Source organism: Paenibacillus alvei DSM 29, from assembly GCF_000293805.1.
GTDB classification, from domain to species: Bacteria; Bacillota; Bacilli; order Paenibacillales; family Paenibacillaceae; genus Paenibacillus_B; species Paenibacillus_B alvei.
In genome coordinates, this window is record NZ_AMBZ01000003.1 from 621,431 (window position 1) to 640,640 (window position 19,210).

27 protein-coding genes and 1 pseudogene are annotated in these 19,210 nt (G+C 44.1%); 26 read left to right on the plus strand and 2 right to left on the minus strand.

What is annotated here, in order from left to right; all coding sequences use genetic code 11:
* Positions 1 to 383: 383 nt before the first annotated feature.
* Positions 384 to 1,118, minus strand: coding sequence for a LexA family transcriptional regulator (locus PAV_RS32360; RefSeq protein ID WP_157266799.1), 735 nt, complete (start codon positions 1,116 to 1,118; stop codon positions 384 to 386).
* A gap of 445 nt (positions 1,119 to 1,563) precedes the next feature.
* Between PAV_RS32360 and PAV_RS34650 the strand changes: the two genes are divergently transcribed.
* The 21 genes and pseudogenes from PAV_RS34650 (at position 1,564) to PAV_RS13340 (ending at position 14,244) form a co-directional block, all read left to right on the plus strand.
* Positions 1,564 to 1,716, plus strand: a complete 153-nt coding sequence (locus PAV_RS34650; protein WP_005546950.1) for a hypothetical protein — start codon at positions 1,564 to 1,566, stop codon at positions 1,714 to 1,716.
* Between the two features lie 243 nt (positions 1,717 to 1,959).
* Positions 1,960 to 2,139 carry a hypothetical protein gene (locus tag PAV_RS13255; RefSeq protein WP_005546952.1) on the plus strand — a complete coding sequence of 60 codons (180 nt, stop codon included), beginning with the start codon at positions 1,960 to 1,962 and terminating at the stop codon, positions 2,137 to 2,139.
* Positions 2,140 to 2,332: 193 nt separating this feature from the next.
* Positions 2,333 to 2,818 (plus strand): ASCH domain-containing protein, encoded by a 486-nt coding sequence (locus tag PAV_RS13260; protein WP_005546955.1) that lies wholly within the window; start codon positions 2,333 to 2,335, stop codon positions 2,816 to 2,818.
* A 194-nt stretch (positions 2,819 to 3,012) separates the two neighbouring features.
* Positions 3,013 to 3,669, plus strand: coding sequence for a hypothetical protein (locus PAV_RS13265; protein WP_005546957.1), 657 nt, complete (start codon positions 3,013 to 3,015; stop codon positions 3,667 to 3,669).
* Positions 3,666 to 4,217, plus strand: coding sequence for an accessory gene regulator B family protein (locus tag PAV_RS13270; RefSeq protein WP_005546959.1), 552 nt, complete (start codon positions 3,666 to 3,668; stop codon positions 4,215 to 4,217). The genes PAV_RS13265 and PAV_RS13270 overlap by 4 nt, the downstream gene beginning before the upstream one ends.
* Complete coding sequence (locus PAV_RS36885; protein ID WP_005546961.1) at positions 4,186 to 4,308, plus strand: hypothetical protein; 123 nt, start codon at positions 4,186 to 4,188, stop codon at positions 4,306 to 4,308. Before PAV_RS13270 ends, PAV_RS36885 begins: the two co-directional genes overlap by 32 nt.
* Before the next feature lie 15 nt (positions 4,309 to 4,323).
* Positions 4,324 to 4,692 carry a hypothetical protein gene (locus tag PAV_RS13275; RefSeq protein ID WP_005546962.1) on the plus strand — a complete coding sequence of 123 codons (369 nt, stop codon included), beginning with the start codon at positions 4,324 to 4,326 and terminating at the stop codon, positions 4,690 to 4,692.
* Positions 4,693 to 4,941: 249 nt separating this feature from the next.
* Complete coding sequence (locus tag PAV_RS13280) at positions 4,942 to 5,373, plus strand: hypothetical protein (RefSeq protein WP_005546965.1); 432 nt, start codon at positions 4,942 to 4,944, stop codon at positions 5,371 to 5,373.
* A gap of 321 nt (positions 5,374 to 5,694) precedes the next feature.
* Complete coding sequence (locus PAV_RS13285; protein ID WP_005546967.1) at positions 5,695 to 6,276, plus strand: RNA polymerase sigma factor; 582 nt, start codon at positions 5,695 to 5,697, stop codon at positions 6,274 to 6,276.
* Position 6,277: 1 nt separating this feature from the next.
* A complete protein-coding gene (locus PAV_RS13290) occupies positions 6,278 to 6,874 on the plus strand; it encodes an anti-sigma factor family protein (protein ID WP_005546969.1) in 597 nt (198 codons plus the stop codon).
* Between the two features lie 21 nt (positions 6,875 to 6,895).
* Positions 6,896 to 7,504, plus strand: a complete 609-nt coding sequence (locus PAV_RS13295) for a histidine phosphatase family protein (RefSeq protein WP_005546971.1) — start codon at positions 6,896 to 6,898, stop codon at positions 7,502 to 7,504.
* Positions 7,505 to 7,746: 242 nt separating this feature from the next.
* Complete coding sequence (locus PAV_RS13300) at positions 7,747 to 8,751, plus strand: hypothetical protein (protein ID WP_005546973.1); 1,005 nt, start codon at positions 7,747 to 7,749, stop codon at positions 8,749 to 8,751.
* A complete protein-coding gene (locus PAV_RS37270) occupies positions 8,751 to 8,909 on the plus strand; it encodes a hypothetical protein (protein WP_005546975.1) in 159 nt (52 codons plus the stop codon). The genes PAV_RS13300 and PAV_RS37270 overlap by 1 nt, the downstream gene beginning before the upstream one ends.
* Before the next feature lie 84 nt (positions 8,910 to 8,993).
* A pseudogene (locus PAV_RS13305) lies at positions 8,994 to 9,499 on the plus strand (gamma carbonic anhydrase family protein).
* A gap of 24 nt (positions 9,500 to 9,523) precedes the next feature.
* Positions 9,524 to 9,703, plus strand: coding sequence for an IDEAL domain-containing protein (locus PAV_RS13310; protein WP_005546978.1), 180 nt, complete (start codon positions 9,524 to 9,526; stop codon positions 9,701 to 9,703).
* Positions 9,704 to 9,837: 134 nt separating this feature from the next.
* A complete protein-coding gene (locus PAV_RS13315; protein ID WP_005546980.1) occupies positions 9,838 to 10,284 on the plus strand; it encodes a DUF2487 family protein in 447 nt (148 codons plus the stop codon).
* Between the two features lie 174 nt (positions 10,285 to 10,458).
* Positions 10,459 to 10,995 (plus strand): Rieske (2Fe-2S) protein, encoded by a 537-nt coding sequence (locus PAV_RS13320; RefSeq protein WP_005546982.1) that lies wholly within the window; start codon positions 10,459 to 10,461, stop codon positions 10,993 to 10,995.
* A gap of 20 nt (positions 10,996 to 11,015) precedes the next feature.
* Positions 11,016 to 11,687 (plus strand): menaquinol-cytochrome c reductase cytochrome b subunit, encoded by a 672-nt coding sequence (gene qcrB / locus PAV_RS13325; protein WP_005546984.1) that lies wholly within the window; start codon positions 11,016 to 11,018, stop codon positions 11,685 to 11,687.
* 16 nt (positions 11,688 to 11,703) lie between these two features.
* Positions 11,704 to 12,579, plus strand: a complete 876-nt coding sequence (locus PAV_RS13330; protein ID WP_005546986.1) for a menaquinol-cytochrome c reductase cytochrome b/c subunit — start codon at positions 11,704 to 11,706, stop codon at positions 12,577 to 12,579.
* Between the two features lie 131 nt (positions 12,580 to 12,710).
* Complete coding sequence (locus PAV_RS13335) at positions 12,711 to 13,370, plus strand: DUF1405 domain-containing protein (protein WP_005546987.1); 660 nt, start codon at positions 12,711 to 12,713, stop codon at positions 13,368 to 13,370.
* A gap of 97 nt (positions 13,371 to 13,467) precedes the next feature.
* Positions 13,468 to 14,244 carry a sporulation protein YpjB gene (locus PAV_RS13340; RefSeq protein WP_238555819.1) on the plus strand — a complete coding sequence of 259 codons (777 nt, stop codon included), beginning with the start codon at positions 13,468 to 13,470 and terminating at the stop codon, positions 14,242 to 14,244.
* Positions 14,245 to 14,410: 166 nt separating this feature from the next.
* Here the strand turns inward: PAV_RS13340 and PAV_RS13345 are convergent, their stop codons facing one another.
* Positions 14,411 to 15,280: a YitT family protein gene (locus PAV_RS13345; RefSeq protein WP_005546991.1), complete on the minus strand. Its 870-nt coding sequence runs from the start codon at positions 15,278 to 15,280 to the stop codon at positions 14,411 to 14,413.
* Positions 15,281 to 15,481: 201 nt separating this feature from the next.
* Here PAV_RS13345 and PAV_RS13350 point away from each other — a divergent pair, with 201 nt between their 5' ends.
* The 5 genes from PAV_RS13350 to bshA all read left to right on the plus strand — a co-directional run bounded on the left by PAV_RS13350 (position 15,482) and on the right by bshA (position 19,129).
* Complete coding sequence (locus PAV_RS13350) at positions 15,482 to 15,859, plus strand: nucleotide pyrophosphohydrolase (protein ID WP_005546993.1); 378 nt, start codon at positions 15,482 to 15,484, stop codon at positions 15,857 to 15,859.
* Between the two features lie 51 nt (positions 15,860 to 15,910).
* Entirely contained in the window at positions 15,911 to 16,714 is an 804-nt protein-coding gene (dapB, locus tag PAV_RS13355) for a 4-hydroxy-tetrahydrodipicolinate reductase (protein WP_005546995.1), read from the plus strand.
* Positions 16,715 to 16,808: 94 nt separating this feature from the next.
* Positions 16,809 to 17,231 carry a methylglyoxal synthase gene (locus tag PAV_RS13360; RefSeq protein WP_005546997.1) on the plus strand — a complete coding sequence of 141 codons (423 nt, stop codon included), beginning with the start codon at positions 16,809 to 16,811 and terminating at the stop codon, positions 17,229 to 17,231.
* Complete coding sequence (gene bshB1 / locus PAV_RS13365) at positions 17,228 to 17,929, plus strand: bacillithiol biosynthesis deacetylase BshB1 (protein ID WP_005546998.1); 702 nt, start codon at positions 17,228 to 17,230, stop codon at positions 17,927 to 17,929. The genes PAV_RS13360 and bshB1 overlap by 4 nt, the downstream gene beginning before the upstream one ends.
* A 39-nt stretch (positions 17,930 to 17,968) precedes the next feature.
* Positions 17,969 to 19,129, plus strand: coding sequence for an N-acetyl-alpha-D-glucosaminyl L-malate synthase BshA (gene bshA, locus PAV_RS13370; protein WP_005547000.1), 1,161 nt, complete (start codon positions 17,969 to 17,971; stop codon positions 19,127 to 19,129).
* Positions 19,130 to 19,210: the final 81 nt, after the last annotated feature.

Sequence of the window (19,210 nt, forward strand, 5' to 3'; positions counted from 1 at the left end):
CTATCCAATAAAATTGCACAAGTTGTGCAGCCACTCCAATCGGGGTGGTCTTTTTTTGTCTTAATAAAAGTATATGGCACAAAAATGCTTCTTTTTTCCTTTGGCTTTAATTTCTAAAGATTCACCCCACCGAAATTGAATTTCTGCGGTTTCTCCAAAAACTTTTTTTGTAATAATCAAATTAGCAATTTTAAGCTTATCATCCTTCTTCATATTGAGAGGGATTTTGTTTTCAATGACTCATTTCGCTATCCTTCTAGTGATATTTCCTTCTTTATCCATTGCATACATTGTCCGTATATAAATTCCGTTTTCACCCTCTTTTTAACTACCAACTAAGATATCCCCCTTTCTAGGCACGGCGAAAGCCATGCCATAGTGATTTACAAGGTGCGTCGCACTTCAACAACTTTACCTAAAACTTTAACTTGGCTAGAAGCGACCAGAATTGGTTGCATTGCAGCGTTTGACGGCATCAGCATACATATGTCGTTTTGGAACTTAACACGCCTGAGAGTAGCGTTCTGTTCTTCTATAGCGACGATCGCAATGTCATTAGACGTAACTTCTTCTTGGATAAGACACACCGCGACGTCACCTATTGTGATGTGATCACCAATCATACTCTCTTCCGATACATGTAGAGCAAATGCCCTTCTACCTTGTGTAATGGATCGATCTATATAAATAGTTCTGTCCGATTTGCCAGCTTCAACGACCTTACTGTATGTGATCGAATCTAATACAGGAACAGAAATGAACTTTTCATCCTTATCGGTTACATATGGTACTTTAGTGCCTTTAACCTGCGTGTATTCGGTTTTTAGGGACTTGAGTTTTTCAAGCCTTAAAAGCTTTCCTTTGACTTCTTCTGGTGCGCGTTCAATGATAGCAGCGAACAGAAGTTTTTCGACATCTCCGCCCGTTATCTCAGCGAGCGCTCTATTTAGTTCGTCCGTGGCCGGGTTAGGTGTCTTCCCGTTTTGGAGCTGGCTAATATAGCTCTTACTAACGTTATAGTTGTAGTCCTTTAATTTTTCTGCAATCACATTCAACCTCAGCCCGGAGTCTGCAATATACTTTCGCAGCAATTCATGGTAATTCATTTTTTCTTCCATCTCCTTCCTCTAATTGGGATAAACTCATAATACATATGTTGCACTAAATAGTCAACAGTTCTTTGTTGTTAACTATTGACCAAAACAAAATAATGTTCTAGTATTTAGTTAACAATAGTTACACTAAAAAGTAAACAAAAGAGGCGAAGTGAACTATGAGGTACTCGAACATTCTTTCAAATGCGGTTAATGCAAGTGGACTTTCTTATCAGCAAGTGGCTGATAAATGTAAACTTCAGGGTAAGCGAATCACTAGATTCTATATCAGCAAATTGTGTACCGGATATAAACCGCCAGCTAGTGATGAAGTCAATCGAACACTTGCAAAAGTGTTGTCGCCATATTGTGAAGATTTAACATATGAGAAGCTTGCAGTGGCTAAATACAAGGAGATAATCCCCGTAGATGTGATGAAAGCACTGCGACAGGAACTTAAGGAGGCCATATGAGAAGTATTCAGGAAATTGAAAGAGATATGCTGAGTATTAATGTCACTCCCGAAACTATTGATTTTGAAATTGCGAAGCTTAAAGAAGAACTTGCACTTATCAATTTCTTACCTGGAGGAACTGATAATGGACAGGCGGGAGTCTTATGAATATCAGTTCTTGCGTTATTAGCAAAAGCAATGAAGCAATAGCATAAATCAAAGGATCAAGAAAACATCACTATATCAGCTTAAGGAGACAGAACTGAGGTCAAAAACAGCGATAGACTCGAACTAGCACTGTATTCTCAATTACTTGAAAATACTAGATTCTAATGGATGGTCAATCTATGCGGGGCTGTAAGCATCGGTATAACGAGTATGCGAAAAATTTAAGGTAGGGAGAATCATACCATGGATACAAATGAAGTCATTGACCATTGCCCAGTGTGCGATAAAGAAATCTTCTTCGGGCAGGTTGTATGGAAGGTTGGAGCAGACCTGTGCTGTTCAGTTGAACACATGCTTAAGCGTGCAAAGGTAGTCATCGTAAATTCAGGTCAAGAAGGGGGGGCCTCCCATGCCCATACCTGATAAACTCCTAGATCATCTAGCAGATCGTTACGTTCGTGAATGTATTGATCCTTCACGGTATCCATTTGAACGATGGGCTTCAGCAGAAATAGAACGGATGGGGCTAAGCAATTTTTCAACTAGGATTTAAGTTGTTTTGAATCATATCTGGCGCAGGCAAAGACTAGCAAGCGTTAGCAGTTGGGAGGGAATCATGAAAGCAATAACAATCACCCAACCATGGGCGACTTTGATCGCCCTTGGAGAGAAGAAATTCGAGACGCGCAGTTGGGCAACAAAGCACCGCGGTGAAATAGCTATTCATGCAGGTAAAAAGATTGACAAGAAAGCATGTGCGTCAGACCCAATCCGATCAACACTGTCAGAACACGGGTATACGGTTGATAATTTGCCGACAGGTGCGGTAGTGGCGATGTGTCAGTTGGAGGATTGTTGGGAGGTTATAGGAGAAATTAATTTTCCGGTAGAAGGAACCGCTATTCTTAACGATTCGACGGGTACTAAGATATATGGAATTACGCCTGACAACAATGAACTTTACTTTGGCGATTATTCCAAAGGGCGCTTTGCTTGGGAGATCGATGTAGTGAAGTGGATGGTAAACCCTATCCCAGCCAAAGGCCAGCAAGGTTTATGGAACTGGGATTATGAGGGGCAGGGAGGCAAAGAAAGTGAATAGTCATTACGATCTAAAACAAGTTTATTGAATTAATTTTTATATGTAAAGCTCTGGATTGCTGAACTGCACCCTAATTGTTAGAAGACTATCAATTTTAGGAGTTTTAACTTGATTTATGGGAAAAAGATTATTGCTTGATGTCTGTTTGCTATCTACCTATAATTGGATTAGAGGATGATATAGGGGGAAAATGAGTGACAAGTGCGTTATATATTTTCATTGGTGCATTTGAAGCGTTTGCGTTATTAACAGCGACCTTGAAACTTTTCCGATTCAAGGTAAGTTTTTATCTAAAAGACTTCGTTGTGATGTCTATTGTACTATCGTTGTCATCTTACTTAATAAGGATTGTTTTTGAAGCGCCTTGGTTCGATATTCCGCTAACGATGTGTGCAATAATAGTGTTTATGAATTATGTTATTAAAGTACGGTTGCAATATGCTGTTATAATAACTTTATCAGGTTATGCTTTTTATACTGCTGTTCAATCATTGTTATTTTTAGTATTAAATATTACGATTAATTTCGACAGTAGTATGTTGATGGAATCCTACGGAGTGTATCTTTATTTACTTCAGATTGCAACCGCTGGAGGGACGATGCTCATTTCAAACTTTTTGAATGCCATCGGTCTTGGTTTTACTTTTATTATACATCCTCCGCATAGTGATATGACAAAATTTAGCAAAAAAGAAAATAAGGTTTTTTATGCGGCAATTGTGACTTTTCTAATACTGACAGCATCAGCGGTATTTTTATTATCAGGATATGCATGGCTCGCCTACATAATCGTTTTACTAAACTTTTCGCTTCTATACTATTTGCTCCACCGTAGGAGCGAACAGGAATGATAGAGAAGATTTCAAAATTTCTTACCGCATTTTTAAGACGTAATGGTAGTCACGTGAGCCATGAGGTGCTTACGTATGCATTCGCCAATATACTGAATATTTTTTTTGTAACGACTTCATCTATCACTATAGGTTTTATTTCTGGAAGACCCATCGATACTATTGTTTCTTTACTCGCTTTTGGTGTAATCAGGCATTTTTCAGGTGGATTGCATGCGAAGACGATGGATCTATGTTTCATCGTGTCAACCCTGATAATCGTTGTTCCACCGCATATCATGTTATCAACGAACGCAGTATTAGGTATATCAATATTAGGACTGATATGCTATATACTGTTTGCACCGAATGTCACCGAATACTTGAGCAGCACGAATGACCACAAACTTCGGAATAAGTTGATTTCTGTTCTGATGGTCGGTGCAAACATATATATACAATCATCAACACTTGCGCTTGTTTACCTAGCACAAGCTTTGCTGATTATTCCACATTCTAGGAAAGGAGCTAAATATCATGAAAAAACAATTGGTAAAGATAACATCTAATGTTCTTTCTGTTGCGGCAAATAGCTTTTCAAAGCAAGCAAAGATATTTGTTGGATCTCTGCCGGTGCCTAAAGAGTTGCGCAAGAAATAATGATAAGGTGTCGATATGGAATTATTAGGAGTTAGAGTCGAGAATGGGAAACCAGTAGGGGACTTCGATACATTCACTATTGACGACCTTTATTTTGCTGAGGCATTTCGACCGAAGGCCAATCATATTTTGCCGCTTTTTCACACGCGAAAGGGCACATTTACGGTGCTTACAACTTTGGGTGAACATTATGAAGCGTTCTCAAAATATGAATGTATCAAGCTTTTGGACTCAAGCAGCTTTGCGAATGTAAACAACATTGAATATACGAGACCCGATGGCAGGGGGGCGATTGCGTATTTTAAAGATTACCCTATTCCATTATATGTATCTCGTGATAAGAAGAAATACATTCGACATTTAATGACAAAGAGCCTTTGGTGAAAAAGGCTCTTTTTTCATCTCTATTACCATGAAAATAATTAATAAGTAAAGGCCAGATTAACCTAGGTTAATCTGGCCTTTTTGTCGACTGAATTCGACAATAAGATATATGATCATATGCTATTATTTTTACGAGGTTATACTGCTGCAATGGAACTGGGAATTATATCATGTTGCCTTACAGGGGTTCGATTCTATTTGCAGAATTCCTGAATACGGAAAATGTAATCATAAGGATGGTGTTCTCTAATGCAAACAAATTCAGTCGATCAACTGCAAACAAAAATCATGGTTCTATATAATGAAGCATTTCTAATTGAGCCGATTCTAGCTGAAGCGATCATAGAGGTGTTTAATTTTGCTTGCCAAGTTAAATATAACTCGAAGCTTCACGAAGAATGGATTGAAAATATGATTGAACAACGCACCTGGGAAGTCGTAGCGAATTGTGAGAAGTCTAACGAACAAGTCTATGAAGCGTTTGCTGGGGAATTACAAAAGCTCGAGGGAATAATTCCCAACGATCGTATTCTTGCTTTAGAGGATCTGTTTGTTCAAAAACTTTATGGTTTTAATGATGCATATAAAACAGGTGTTGGAGACGGAATGATGGTTGAACAAATGCGCCGTAAACTAGCCTGTATACAACCAGTTCACGGGCATCTGTTCTATTTACAGTAACGGGACAGGACTCTCCTCTCCTATCCAATAGATTGCACAAGTTGTGCAGCCACTCCAATCGGAGTGGTTTTTTTAAAAAATCCGAATCTTAAAAAATTTTTAAGCAATTTTCGACTTTATTATGCTAAAATACGACTTGAAATGCTAAGGGGCGAGTGTCATGATATCAAGACACAGATCATACCCATAGTACGTAATCATTAGGTTTATAAGTTTCTTTATAACAATTTTCTCCGATTCGCAACTTTTTTTCACATCGAGAGTATAACCATTCAGGTAGCGCATCGGGATGGATATGGAAAGCAAGGAGGACTTGAATCCATGACCGATTCCCAAATCATCCGCGAAATCAAGGACGGGAACACAGAAGTTTTTGCGGAATTGATGAATCGTTATCAACGTAAACTGTTATCATTTATTTATCATATGTTGAAAAATTCCCAGTTGGAGCTATTAGCAGAAGATTTATGTGCAGAGACATTTTACAAGGCATACCGAAGCCTGCATACATTCCGGGAATCAGATGCTTCCTTCTCAACTTGGCTGTATACGATAGCCCGCAACACCGTGTTAAGCGAGCTGCGTAAGCAGAGAAGCATTCAAGTCTCGCTTGATGAGGAGCAAGGAATCATTCCGGAAGCGCCTAAGGAAGCGGCGCCTGAGTATGCATTGCTGCGGCATGAAAAGGTAGAATTGGTGCGTGAGGCAATAAGCAGGTTGCCTGACAAACAGCGCTCTGCTCTCATTCTTCGAGAATACGACCAACTGGACTATCAAGAAATCGCCCAGGTATTAGGGCAGACCGTAAGTTCGGTTAAATCGTTGTTGTTCCGGGCTCGAGCCAGTGTGAAGATACAGTTAGAACCATACATAAAGGAGCCCGGTCTTGAAGGGATGAACTAACATGAAATGTGCGGAAGCGCTCGAATGGATATCGAACTATGTCGATATGCCTGTTGACGATCCGCAGCGTGAAGCTATCGATCATCATCTGAAAGGATGCGAAGCGTGCGCGGAACAGTTCGCAGTATGGTCTGCGAGCATGGATTGGGTGGAAGATGAAGCTGAGTTGGAGCTTGATGCGGAACGAACAAGCAGCTTAGCGGCGAGTCGTGTTATGGATCGCATATATGACGAGCAGCAATGGCTAATGCCTGTACATAGACGTTCTCATGCGTTATCCCTGCGCTCACGTCAAGTGATAGCGGGGATTATCGCTTTTTGTATGGCCATGTTCCTCTGTGCTCTCGTCTTTCTCCTTATCCGCAATGAGCAGTCAAATATCAATGCAGTTAGTGGGGTATTGCCGACTGCGCTGGCGGGCAGCGAGCATTCTGGATTAGATACGTTTACTATAGAATTGCCAGTGGCGAGTAATGTAGGAGAACCGGCCATTTTGCATGTTGTCCCGACAATTCCCCATTATTGGATTGCATTGTCGCTGTTCGGTGTAACTTTTGCATTGCTGCTATTGAACTGGTTGACACGAGTGCGTCAATAACAGAGGGATGAAGGAGTTACAATGAATCAGCATATAGGATTAGTGCGCCATGGGTTAACAGATTGGAACGCTCAAGGGAAGATACAAGGACAAACGGATATACCATTGAATGAGACAGGACGGAAGCAGGCGGCATTGCTTGCAGAGCGCCTTGTACGAGAACGTGCCCCATTTGAATATGTAATATCCAGTGGCTTGCAGCGAGCAGAAGAAACGGCGTCGATTTTGGCAGATGCCCTTCACATTCCAATGTTGTCACCAGAAGCTGGGCTTCGTGAACGAGCCTATGGTCTTGTAGAAGGAACAACGCCAGAGGAGCGAGAACAGCGCTGGGGTGCAGAATGGCGGCAACTGGATCTAGGACAGGAAAAAGATAAAGAACTTCAACAGCGCGCAGTTCATGCGCTAGAGCACGTTGCAAATCAGCACAAGGGAGCTAATCTGTTAGTGGTCTCTCATGGGGGCTGGCTGGCACAATTGTTCATTGCTTTATTCGGCAGTTCGGGACAAGGGCATATCGGAAATTTGTCCTACTCGGTATTAGAAAAGCGGTCGGAAGGCTGGCACCCATTGCTTTATAATTGTATGGAGCATATTTGCCACCTTGATCTGCCGGCGAGGCCGCGATAGCGTCACATCATCGAAACAGCAGTTCGTTTTCACGTAATGTGGAAGCGAACTGCTTTTTTGTGTTTGAAAAGGAGTCAACCTTATAGGATTTATTGTTGCTGGACGGTGATTATACCAATTTCAATCGACAAGCTGATCGATGTTTTCTGCGTGAATGTGAATAAATATGATAAAAATTCCAATAATGAGTAATGGACATCGAGGATTCGGCACATTACGTCTGACGGAAACGGAGGTCATGCATGAATTTAGCGGATATGCTCAGTTACGCGGATATTAATCAGCTAACTCGAATTGCTCAGCGTTATGGGTGCGTCTGCAATGAACATTCCAAGCACGAGCTTATTCAATCTATTCTGTCTGCGTTGGGCAGGAGGGATGTGTTCGAACAGCATGTCAGCGAAATGACGCTAGAAGAGCTAAGATTCCTTAACTCGATTTTGTTTGACAGGCGCGCTTCATTTAGCTTAGAGGAATTGATTGCTCGAGTTCAGCAGACAAGGTTCGATTTGGATTCTGATGGAGGAGAAAAGCAGGCACATAATGCAGCTCCAATGCCCCATCCGCGAGAAACGATTTCAAAATTTAAACACAGTGGATGGCTGTTCAATGGATGCTCGCATCAAACGAAATATTTGTTTCAGGTGCCGAGCGATTTGAAGCTGAGATTGATTGATGTACTTCGTCAGTCGTTCACGATGCACTTGACAGAAACAGATACGCCTACATCCTATCGCGACGAAGATGGACGGATGGCGGAGGATGTGCTTCACCTTCTGAAATTCATCGAGAATGGGAATGTGATGCTGAATGCAGAAGGTGTAATGTACAAAAAAACACAGCAGCAGCTTCTCGATTACTTTGCTGTACAGGAAGCCCCAATTGCCCGAGGTGAATGGCGATTTGGATACGGGAGAAGGTTCCATGACTATCCGAACCGCATGTCGCTCCTTTATGATTACGCATTCTATCAAGGATGGCTGGAGGAGGGTGATGGGCGGTTAAGTTGTACGCCTAAGGGCTTGGAACGAGTGGCAAGCGGAGGGGTGGAGTCTTCTGCTTCGTTGTACCGGTTTTGGTTAAAGCTGTATAAAAACGCGATTCCGAATTTGCTGTCCATTGTGCACTGGATTCAGCTTTGCACCAAGCAATGGACAACGCTTGATTCGTTGGAGCGGGCGCTACTTCCGTTTGTACGTCCTTTTTCTTCGATACGCCACAATCTGTATTTCGGCAGCGAATTATAATGATGCTCGTCCATTTAGGTGTCATTCGATTCGGCGAAGATGAGCAATATGGGTCAGTCATACAGACGACTCGCAGAGGGCAGCTTATTATTGATAGTGTGTACGTTGCTCATGAGGACAAAATTCAGTTAGAAGTTGACAAGCGGCATTCTCATTGATACGATTGGGCCAAAAATTTCCTTAGCTAGGCATATAAAAGGCTTGAGCTGTGTGGAAATGGTCAATCGGGAGGATGCTATCGAATGTACATACCTTATCAAGGCATATTGCCAGTTGTTGATGCTTCCGTATATGTGGCGGAAGGAGCCAAGCTGATTGGAGACGTGACGATTGACGCTGAATCAAGCGTTTGGTTCAATGCAGTCCTTCGTGGCGATATGGCCCCAATACGCATTGGCAAGCGGGCGAATATTCAGGATGGCGTTATTGGGCATGTCAACGCCAATCAACCGCTTCTCGTAGAAGATGATGTCTCTGTAGGCCACGGTGCAATTATACATGGCTGCCGAATAGGCTACGGTACATTGATTGGTATGGGGGCGATTGTACTGAACGGTGCCGACATTGGTGAATATGCTTTAGTAGGAGCAGGTTCAGTCGTAACAGAAAATAAAAAATACCGGCCTATACTCTTTCTCTAGGTTCACCCGCAAAAGTCATACGCGAACTGACAGATGAAGATGTAGAGCGAATGAAACGGACAACTCAGAACTATGTGGTGAAAGGAAAGGAATATAGGATCTCTTAATCGTGTTGGTTGGAGGTGTATCCTATGGATAAAATGAAAGTATCGTATGAGGCGATGTTAAGCTTAACAGCGGAAATGATATGGGACAACGCCATACGGAAATACCGTACGGAAAAGATATACGAAGAAATCGATAAAGCACTCGCTACAGGGGATGAAACATCGTTCCGAACCTTGACGGACGAACTGAAAACATTGCAGTAACAGCTTATGTAAATGTCCAACAGGATACCTTATGCACATTTATGGAATGAAGAGCGCAGCATTGCGGTTCTTCATTTTTTGTTTATTTCAGTATAATGGTAAGGAATGACTAGGTAAATGATGGGGGAATCGTCATGAAATTTAGTGAATTAACGGAAGAGCAATGGGAAGAATGGGGGCCATATTTGGACACTTGTATTTTACCGGTCACAGGATTGAACGGCAGTGAATCTCCAATTGAGGCTGGCAATCGACTCGAGAAACTGCGTGACTGGCTCGATGGGATCGAAATTCCTTTCCGAGGCAGAACAGTAACCTACCCTGCCTATCACTTTGTGTCTGAAAAGCTTGCTGATGATGAGTTGAACCTGTTGAATGGATTATGTTCGAGGTTGCGGAAGCAAGGTTTCGCATACATTGTCGTCGTCTCGGCACAGCTTCCTATTACAGGGGATAAGCTGCCGGAAGCGGATCTGGTCATTACACCGGCTGAAATGATGGCAGAGGATGCTGGAAATGCCTGCGCTGCGATGAAGGCACTTGTGCAAAATATGTGGACCACCACCCAAACTTCAGGATAAATGTGACAATATTCAAACATTTCACCCAAGAAAAAAGGTTCATTCTGGTAATTATATTGGTAAATTCTTGACGCTTTCATAGTGCTGGGATATTATAGTGATGTCCTAGTTTGAATGTGATTATCGTCATAGCAAGCTCTCAGAACGGTTGTGTAAAGGGGGGTTAGACAGTATATGAGTAAACTGCAGAATAACGAGCATCCACCTAAAAAGCCGCGAAAAGAAATGTCCCGTCGACAATTTCTTACATACACGCTGGGTGGGGCAAGTGCTTTCATGTTCGTTGGTCCTACTCTGCCGATGGTTCGGTTTGCAGTTGATCCACTGCTTCAGAAGAAGTCAGAAGGAGAGTACATTAAGGTTGCTGAAGTGAGCAAGATTACAGAATCGCCGACTGAATTTACTTTTGAAATCAAGCAGGTCGATGGCTGGTATGAGAGTACTCCAACGCTCACAGCATGGATAAGCAAGGATAAGGAAGGCAATATATTTGCGTTGTCTCCAATATGCAAGCACTTAGGATGTACAGTTGACTGGAATAAGAATCCGGCTTTCAAGGATCAGTATTTTTGCCCGTGCCATGGCGCGCACTATACAAAAGAAGGCAAGCAGCTAGCCGTTGCTCGTGCACCGCTCGATGAGTACAAAGTGCAGGTTAAGGATGGCTTTGTATACTTGGGCGATATCATAGCGAACCAACACGTGCAATAACGAGGAGGCGTAAATAACAGATGTTTAAAGGTGTTTATAACTGGATTGACGAACGTCTGGATATAACGCCGATGTGGCGCGATGTGGCGGATCATGAGGTGCCTGAGCACGTTAACCCTGCACACCATTTTTCTGCGTTCGTGTACTGTTTCGGTGGCTTGACGTTTTTTATTACGGTCATTCAGATTCTGTCAGGTATGTTCCTGACCATGTATTATGTCCCTGATATTGTGAACGCATACTACAGTGTCGAATATTTGCAAACGAAGGTTGCCTTCGGTCAAATTGTTCGCGGTATGCACCACTGGGGAGCAAGCTTAGTTATCGTTATGATGTTATTACATACGCTCCGTGTGTTCTTCACAGGTTCCTATAAGGCACCGCGTGAAATGAACTGGGTAGTCGGCATGCTCATCTTCTTCGTCATGCTGGGACTTGGATTCACGGGTTATTTGCTTCCTTGGGATAACAAAGCTTACTTTGCTACCAAGGTCGGCATGGAAATCGCGGATACCGTTCCATATATCGGTCCGTACTTGAAGGAATTGCTGCAGGGCGGCACAGTCGTTGGAGCGCAGACACTGACTCGCTTTTTCGCGATCCACGTGTTCTTCCTGCCGGGCGCACTTCTTGCCTTGCTGGGAGCGCATTTCTTCATGATTAGACGCCAAGGCATTTCGGGACCGCTATAAGGGAGGAGGAAACGAGATGGCACATGGAAATTCAAATGATGAAAAAGTCGTTTACGTTGGCGACTCGCGTGTAAAGAAGAGAACAACACCAGTGAAGCAACCGGATTATTCCTCGTATCCGGGAAAATCCGAAGCCTTCATTCCGAACTTTTTGCTGAAGGAGTGGATGGTTGGTTGTGTGGCACTGGTAGCCTTTCTGGTACTTACGATCTCAGAGGCTGCTCCGCTTGGATATCCAGCGAATCCGAATAACGCAGCGTTTGTTCCGATTCCAGACTGGTATTTCTTGTTTCTTTATCAATTTTTGAAATATCCTTATGCGTCAGGCAGCTATGTTGTTATCGGTACAGTATTGATTCCAGGTTTGGCTTTTGGCGGGCTTCTGCTCGCTCCGTTCCTAGACACAGGGAAAGAGCGCAGATTCTATCGCCGTCCAATCGCTTCCTCGATGATGATCGTAACGCTGCTCGCTTGTGTATATTTAACAAGAGTAGCCTGGACTCATTATGAGCATGAAATGGCAGATAAAAATATGATTCCTGAGCATATCGAGCGTGAGGAGAAGGCACGAGAGGCTGCTCAGAAGGGCGAGGCTTCAAGCCAACCGAAGCCAAGCAAAGGCATTGCAATCGTTGAAAAAGACGATCCTGCTTTTGCGAACATGAAAAAGGTCGGCTGCTTAAGCTGTCACGCTGTTGATATGAAGGGAGCTGCTGGACCTGCGCTTGTCGGCATTGGCGATAAGCTCAGCAAGGATGAGATCCTATCGGTCATTAAGGACGGTAAGGGCGGAATGCCTTCAATGGTTGAGGCGGCTAAGAAGGAAGGCCTGAACGACCAAGATATCGAACATATTGCAGATTGGCTTTCCAAACAAAAAGCAGCACAATAAAATAGATTAATGTTAAAATAGACCTGACTGTATCCGTGCAGTCAGGTCTTATTCTCGTATCAGGCTGATTTTTACCATACTAGATTGAATTGACTCACACACTATTACTTATTATCGGAATAGGGGTAATTATGAACTTGTTGTCATTGATGAGCACACGTTTTCTTTCGCAACGATGGGTATTATGGATGTTGTTTTGGAGCAATCTTGTAGGTACAATCTACGGTTACTATTGGTATAAAAAGCAGTTGATTTATACGTGGGAGCATCACCCTGCATGGCAAATTGTTTTCGTTCCTGATAGTCCAACGGCAAGTTTATTTTTTACGATCAGTATTGGATACCTATTGTTCAGACCGCGTCCGCGAACGGTTGTCGGGATAACCATAAAGCGGATCATTGAGGCGCTAGGTGTAGTTACTTCTATCAAATATGGAATATGGGCATGCGTCATGATTGTAGCTGGAGCTGCTCTGGGTTCTCCAATGGTATGGCAGGATTGGATGTTGATTGGCTCTCATTTGGTAATGGCTGTTGAAGGACTCTTGTTTGTTCGATTGTTTGCCTTTGGAAGCGCAGCAGTGACAGTGGCAGCTTGCTGGACTTGGCTTAACGACACGGTTGATTATAGTGCGGGTGTCTATCCTTGGCTTCCGTATCCACTAATTGAGAAATTGGGTGCAGTATGTGTCTTTACATTCGCTTGGACCGGCATTAGTGTAGCAATGACATGGCTGGCAATGCGATATCGAGATCATCGCACAACAAAATCAGAGGAAACCATGTTCTAAATGTGGACATACCCCCATACGATGATGGGGGAGGGATGTACATGCGTGCGGTATTGATTTTTTAAGTATGATAAGCTTCTTATGGTTGACTGATCCAATGTCAGCCTTATCTCGTAATGAAGCTGGCACTGCCCCCACTGCAAGCGAGAACTGGAAGCAGCTTGACAGCTATGCGGAACAATTGTATCGGGCCAGTGTGGCGGGAGAGCTGGAGCAGGTGCAGAAAACAATATATGCGATGGGCAAGCTGTTCACGGAAACTACGTTCAATGGTGCAACGAGTGTGGAAGGAGTACGGGCGCTTAGTGATGCCATTGTGCAAGTCAAGCGAATATTGCCTTCTATACAATTGAAGCAAGAGGAACTGATGCGTGCAACGGCAAGACTGCGGCTTGCTGCGGATGCCTTGGCTCATCCTAAGCAAGCAATGTGGCTGCAATACGAGCAAGTGCTTAGAGACGATATGACACGGATGCTATCTACAAATCAGAATAAAGAATGGATACCCTATGCCAATCGCTGGCTCGAGCATGTTGATCGTATCCGCCCTGCAGCTACGATTCAGCGAGATGTTCAAACGATTGAATTGATGGAATCATTAACTCAGTTCATTCGAGATACTGCAAAGGGGAAGCACAGTCCCAAAGAAGCAAACGAGGCACTGAATAAACATGGCGACACGGTGTTGAGCCAGTTGTTCGGAACGGAAAAGGCGAACCCGACACTAGGCCCGCCAACGTATACGCCATTGCCTTTTCAGTGGATTTTTATGCTGGCCTTCATTGTATGTATGATGCTGGCTTATGTAGGTTTTCAAAAATACCGCTACGAGCAGAACGCAATTCGTCCAGGAAGCTTCCGCAATAAAAGGTAGCTAGATTGCAAAACAAGAAGTCTGACAAATAAGAAGAATTTCGTGCATCAGAATTGGTGGCGAGTGGTGCAACTTTCTATATTTCCCCCAAAATAATAAGACCTCGAAATAGGTCGGACGGGAGTCTGGCTTACTTCGAGGTCTTATTCAGTTGGAAGCGGTTCGGTTATTCTTCCCGGAATCCTTCTCCAAGTACATCATGGACATCGTTCACAATGATAAATGCTCGCGGATCGATCACTTTGACGATCGTTTTGAAGCGTCGAATCTCTGTGCGGCTAACTACACAATAGACCATTTGCTTCTGAGTACGGGAATATGCTCCTACAGCAGGGATAAGTGTGACCCCTCGTTCCATCTCCTTCGTAATGGCATCGGCAATCTCGCCAGAATAATCCGAGATGACGGTGAATGCTTTGGCAGCGTATGCGCCTTCTTGTATAAAATCAATGACGCGCGAGGAAATGAATACAGCGACAAGCGTGTATAAAATCTTTTCCTTCGGTATGTAGAACAAAGCGGCCCCAATGATGAATATATCGAGAATAAGAATAAATTGCCCCATGCTTATGCCAAGCTTGCGGTTAGCAATGCGGGCAATAATATCGACGCCCCCGGTTGTGCCGCCAAAGCGAAATACGATACCGAGACCTATTCCTACGGTGACACCTGCATACAATGTGGCTAAAATGAAATCATGCGAAGTTTGAAAGGGTTGGATCCAGTGCATGGAAACAGCTCGCTCGAACAGCCAGAGGAATAACGTAAGATTGAGAACTCCGTAAATACTAAGTGCCAACTGCTTAATGCCGAGGGCTCTCCAACCGATGATGAATAGAGGGATGTTCAGAGCCAGCGTTGAGATTGCTGGGTGGATGCCAGCAGCGTAATTCAGTAGAACGGTTATTCCTGTAACGCCGCCTTCCATTAATTGATTGGGGAGAATGAAGTAAATTAAACCAAATGCAAAAATCGCTGTCCCAACCGTAATCGGAAGAAACGTATTCCAAATGCGTTGAACAAAGGTCGATTTCACGAGGATTCAGGCTCCTTTAGGCAGAATGTCTCTTTTTCGTTCCTAAGTATATCGGATTAAGAGGAAGATAAAAAGCATTTGTTTTCCAGACGGTGATACGATAACATAGTAGCAGAAAGTAAGGAAATTCGACACCCGCTTATAGGGAAACGGATTACATCCATTTCAATTAACTTTTGCTTGAATAAAGAAGGGGATCGTATGAAAAATTCAGAAATGAAGTCTTTCCTCACCTCACTGCGCAGTAAGCCATTGGCACAAATGCAGCAGGAAGTCGATGACTACATATCACAGTTCAAGGAAGGCTATTTCAGTCCGCTTGCGATGCTGGCCCGATTATCCGAGGAAGTAGGGGAATTGGCTCGTGAGATTAATCATCGCTTCGGTGAGAAGCCGAAAAAGGCTTCTGAAGAAGACAACTCCATTGAGATGGAGCTTGGAGATATATTGTTCATTTTATTATGTTTCTCGAACTCGCTAGGAATTGATTTGACGAAGGCGCATGATGCCTGCATGCATAAGTTCAATACCCGAGATGCAAACCGATGGACACGAATCGAGGATGAAACGTCGAATTAGTAAACACAGAAGCAATTTATATCGTTATAGAAGCAGTTGGGGGGAAATACAATGGAACGAATTCGCGTAGCCGTATCTGGCGCGGGAGGACGTATGGGAAGAGAAGTTGTGAAAATGGTGCTGCAGGACGAGTCCTTAGAGCTGGTTGCGGCGATTGCTCCCTCAGCGGGTGCTGTTGACGCAGGCATCTTAGTAGGAATGCCTGCCTGCGGGGTGACAACTACTGCAGATGTGGAGGAGACGCTGCAAAAGGTAGAAGCAGATGTCATGGTCGATTTCTCTATTCCCCAAGTTGTCATGAAGAATGCTCTGCTTGCGATTGAGCATGGGGTTCGTCCTGTGATTGGTGCGACAGGCTTTCAGTCGGAAGAAATTGAACAGTTGATGCAATTGTGCGAGGAGAAGAGGCTAGGCGGGCTGATTGCTCCGAATTTCTCCATTGGTGCGATTCTAATGATGAGATTTGCACAGCAAGCAGCAAAATACTTCCCGGATCTTGAGATTATTGAGTACCATGGGGATCAGAAGTTGGATGCTCCTTCGGGTACGGCTGTTAAGACAGCGGAGCTCATCTCGCAAGTTCGGGCAGAGCATCGTCAAGGCAATCCGAATGAAGAAGAGCAGATCGAAGGATCTCGGGGCGGGTACTATAATGGATTCCGGATACACAGTGTTCGCTTGCCAGGCGTTTTCGCCCAACAAGAGGTCATTTTCGGCGCGTATGGACAATCACTCAAAATCCGCCATGACTCTTATGAGCGTGCAGGGTATATGCCAGGTGTGAATATGGCGGTCAAGAGAGTAATGAATCTTGAACAATTGATTTATGGCTTTGAGCATCTGCTTGAAGGCTAATCAATTTTTATAGGTTATATATGATTAGTTCCGAAGCATTTCCTACAAGGGGCTTTGGAGTAAATGTGCAGGGACACAAAACGGAGGGATAGACATGCTAAACATCGCATTTATTGCACATGATCGCAAAAAAGATGAAATCGTAAACTTTGTTATCGCTTATGAAAAAGTGTTCCAGGGACATCGACTGTACTCAACAGGCACGACAGGCCTTCGAATCATGGAGCAAACAGACCTGGATATTCACCGCTTCCAATCAGGCCCATTAGGGGGCGATCAACAGATCGGTGCGCTTGTAGCTCAAAATGAAATGGACTTCATTATTTTCCTGCGCGATCCGCTCATGGCACAGCCGCACGAGCCGGACATTATCGCACTTCTCCGTCTTTGTGATGTACAGGGGATACCGGTAGCAACAAATATTGCGACAGCGGAAATTCTCGTTAAGGCACTTGAGCGTGGCGATTTCGCTTGGCGTGAATTGGCACATAAATATAAGCCGGGAATGGAAGAATGATGAATACTCTCGACATTCTTGCATTCGGAGCACATCCCGACGATGTTGAAATTGGAATGGCAGGAACAATTGCCAAGCATACGAAGGCAGGGTACCGCGTCGGCATTTGTGATTTGACTGAAGCGGAAATGTCATCGAATGGTACGGTAGAGCTGCGCAGGGAAGAAGCAGAGAATGCGGGGCGTATTTTGCAGCTTGCTGCACGCGATAACTTGCGGCTTCCTGATCGCGGCTTGCAAATGTGCAAGGAGCATATTGACGCGGTGGTAGCAGCTATCCGCAAATATCGACCCCGTATTGTTTTCATGCCATACTGGGAAGATCGTCATCCGGATCATATAGCATGCAGCCGCATCGTGCAGGAAGCAGTCTTCAATGCAAAGCTGCGGCGCTATATGCCTGAGCTGCCTGCTCATACCGTGGAACAAGTTTATTTTTACTTTATTAACGATGTTGCTGGTTCTCAAGTTCTGGTGAATGTGTCCGATGTATATGATCAGAAGCGGGAATCGCTTCAGGCTTATCGGTCACAGTTTATGAAGCCGGATCGTGACAATGACTTCGTTGCGACTCCATTAAATCAAAATTATGTGGAGCGGGTTGCAGCGAGGGATTCGCTGCTTGGTCAGACTCGCGGATATGAATATGCGGAAGGCTTTGTGCTCAAAGGCCCTTTTGCAGTGTCTCTCTTCTTGTAAGAAATCCGTGTGTATGAATGGCGAAAAGGGGGAACGGCTATGAACGAAGGTCTTAAGATCGGCATTACGTGTTATCCGTCGCTTGGCGGCTCTGGTGTTGTTGCGACGGAGCTTGGCAAACTGTTGGCTGAGCGGGGACATCAAGTACATTTTATTACACACAATATTCCGTTTCGCTTAGGTGCAAGCTTTCAGAAGAATATCCATTATCACGAGGTCGATGTTAACGATTATTATGTATTTCGTTATCCTCCTTACGATTTATCTCTGGCAAGCAAGATGGCACAAGTGGCGAACATGCAGCAGCTTGATTTGCTGCACGTTCATTATGCGGTTCCGCATGCGGTGTGCGCTTATTTAGCCAAGCAAATGGCTCATCCTGACTTAAAGGTAGTTACTACCCTGCACGGAACCGATATAACAGTATTGGCTCAGGACGAATCACTCAAAGATATGATTCGCTTTGCAATAAATCAGAGTGATGCGGTGACGGCGGTATCGAATGATTTGATTCAGGAAACAAGAGATCTGCTTGATATTACGCGGCCGATCGACCTTACGTATAACTTCGTAGATAAGCGCATTTATTACCCGCGGGAAGTGACACAGTTCCGTGCAGATTTCGCTTATCCAAACGAGAAGATTCTCATGCATATTTCAAACTTCCGTCCTGTTAAGCGGGTAAGCGACGTAGTCGATATATTTAATCTGGTTCAGGAACAGGTTCCATCACGCCTGGTGTTCGTGGGCGAAGGGCCTGATATGCCGAAGGTTCAATGCCGCATTCGGGAACTGGGCTTGGAAGATCGCGTACATTTTCTCGGCAAGCAGGATGAGATAGCACAGGTGATTTCACTGGCTGATGTGCTCCTGCTTCCGTCGGAGAAGGAGAGCTTTGGATTGGTGGCGCTGGAAGCGATGGCTTGCGGCGTTCCTACAATTGGTTCGGAAGCAGGAGGGATTCCAGAGCTGGTTACCCATGGCGACACGGGCTTTCTTGCTCCGATTGGTGACACAGCTGCGATGGCTAATTATGCAATTCGCTTGTTGTCTGATCCGCAATTGGCGCAGCGGATGCACGAGGCTTGTTTGCACCGGGCCCGCCATGTGTTCTGCAATGATCTGATTACATGGCAATATGAACAAATTTATTATCGTGTGCTAGGGAAGGATGCAATGGTTCCGAAGCCGGTATGCTGAGAGTTGCAGTTGTTTATCATACCGCCCTGGAATGCACGATTCGAATGCGCGCAATGGCTATTTCCGTTGCGCGCTCTTGTA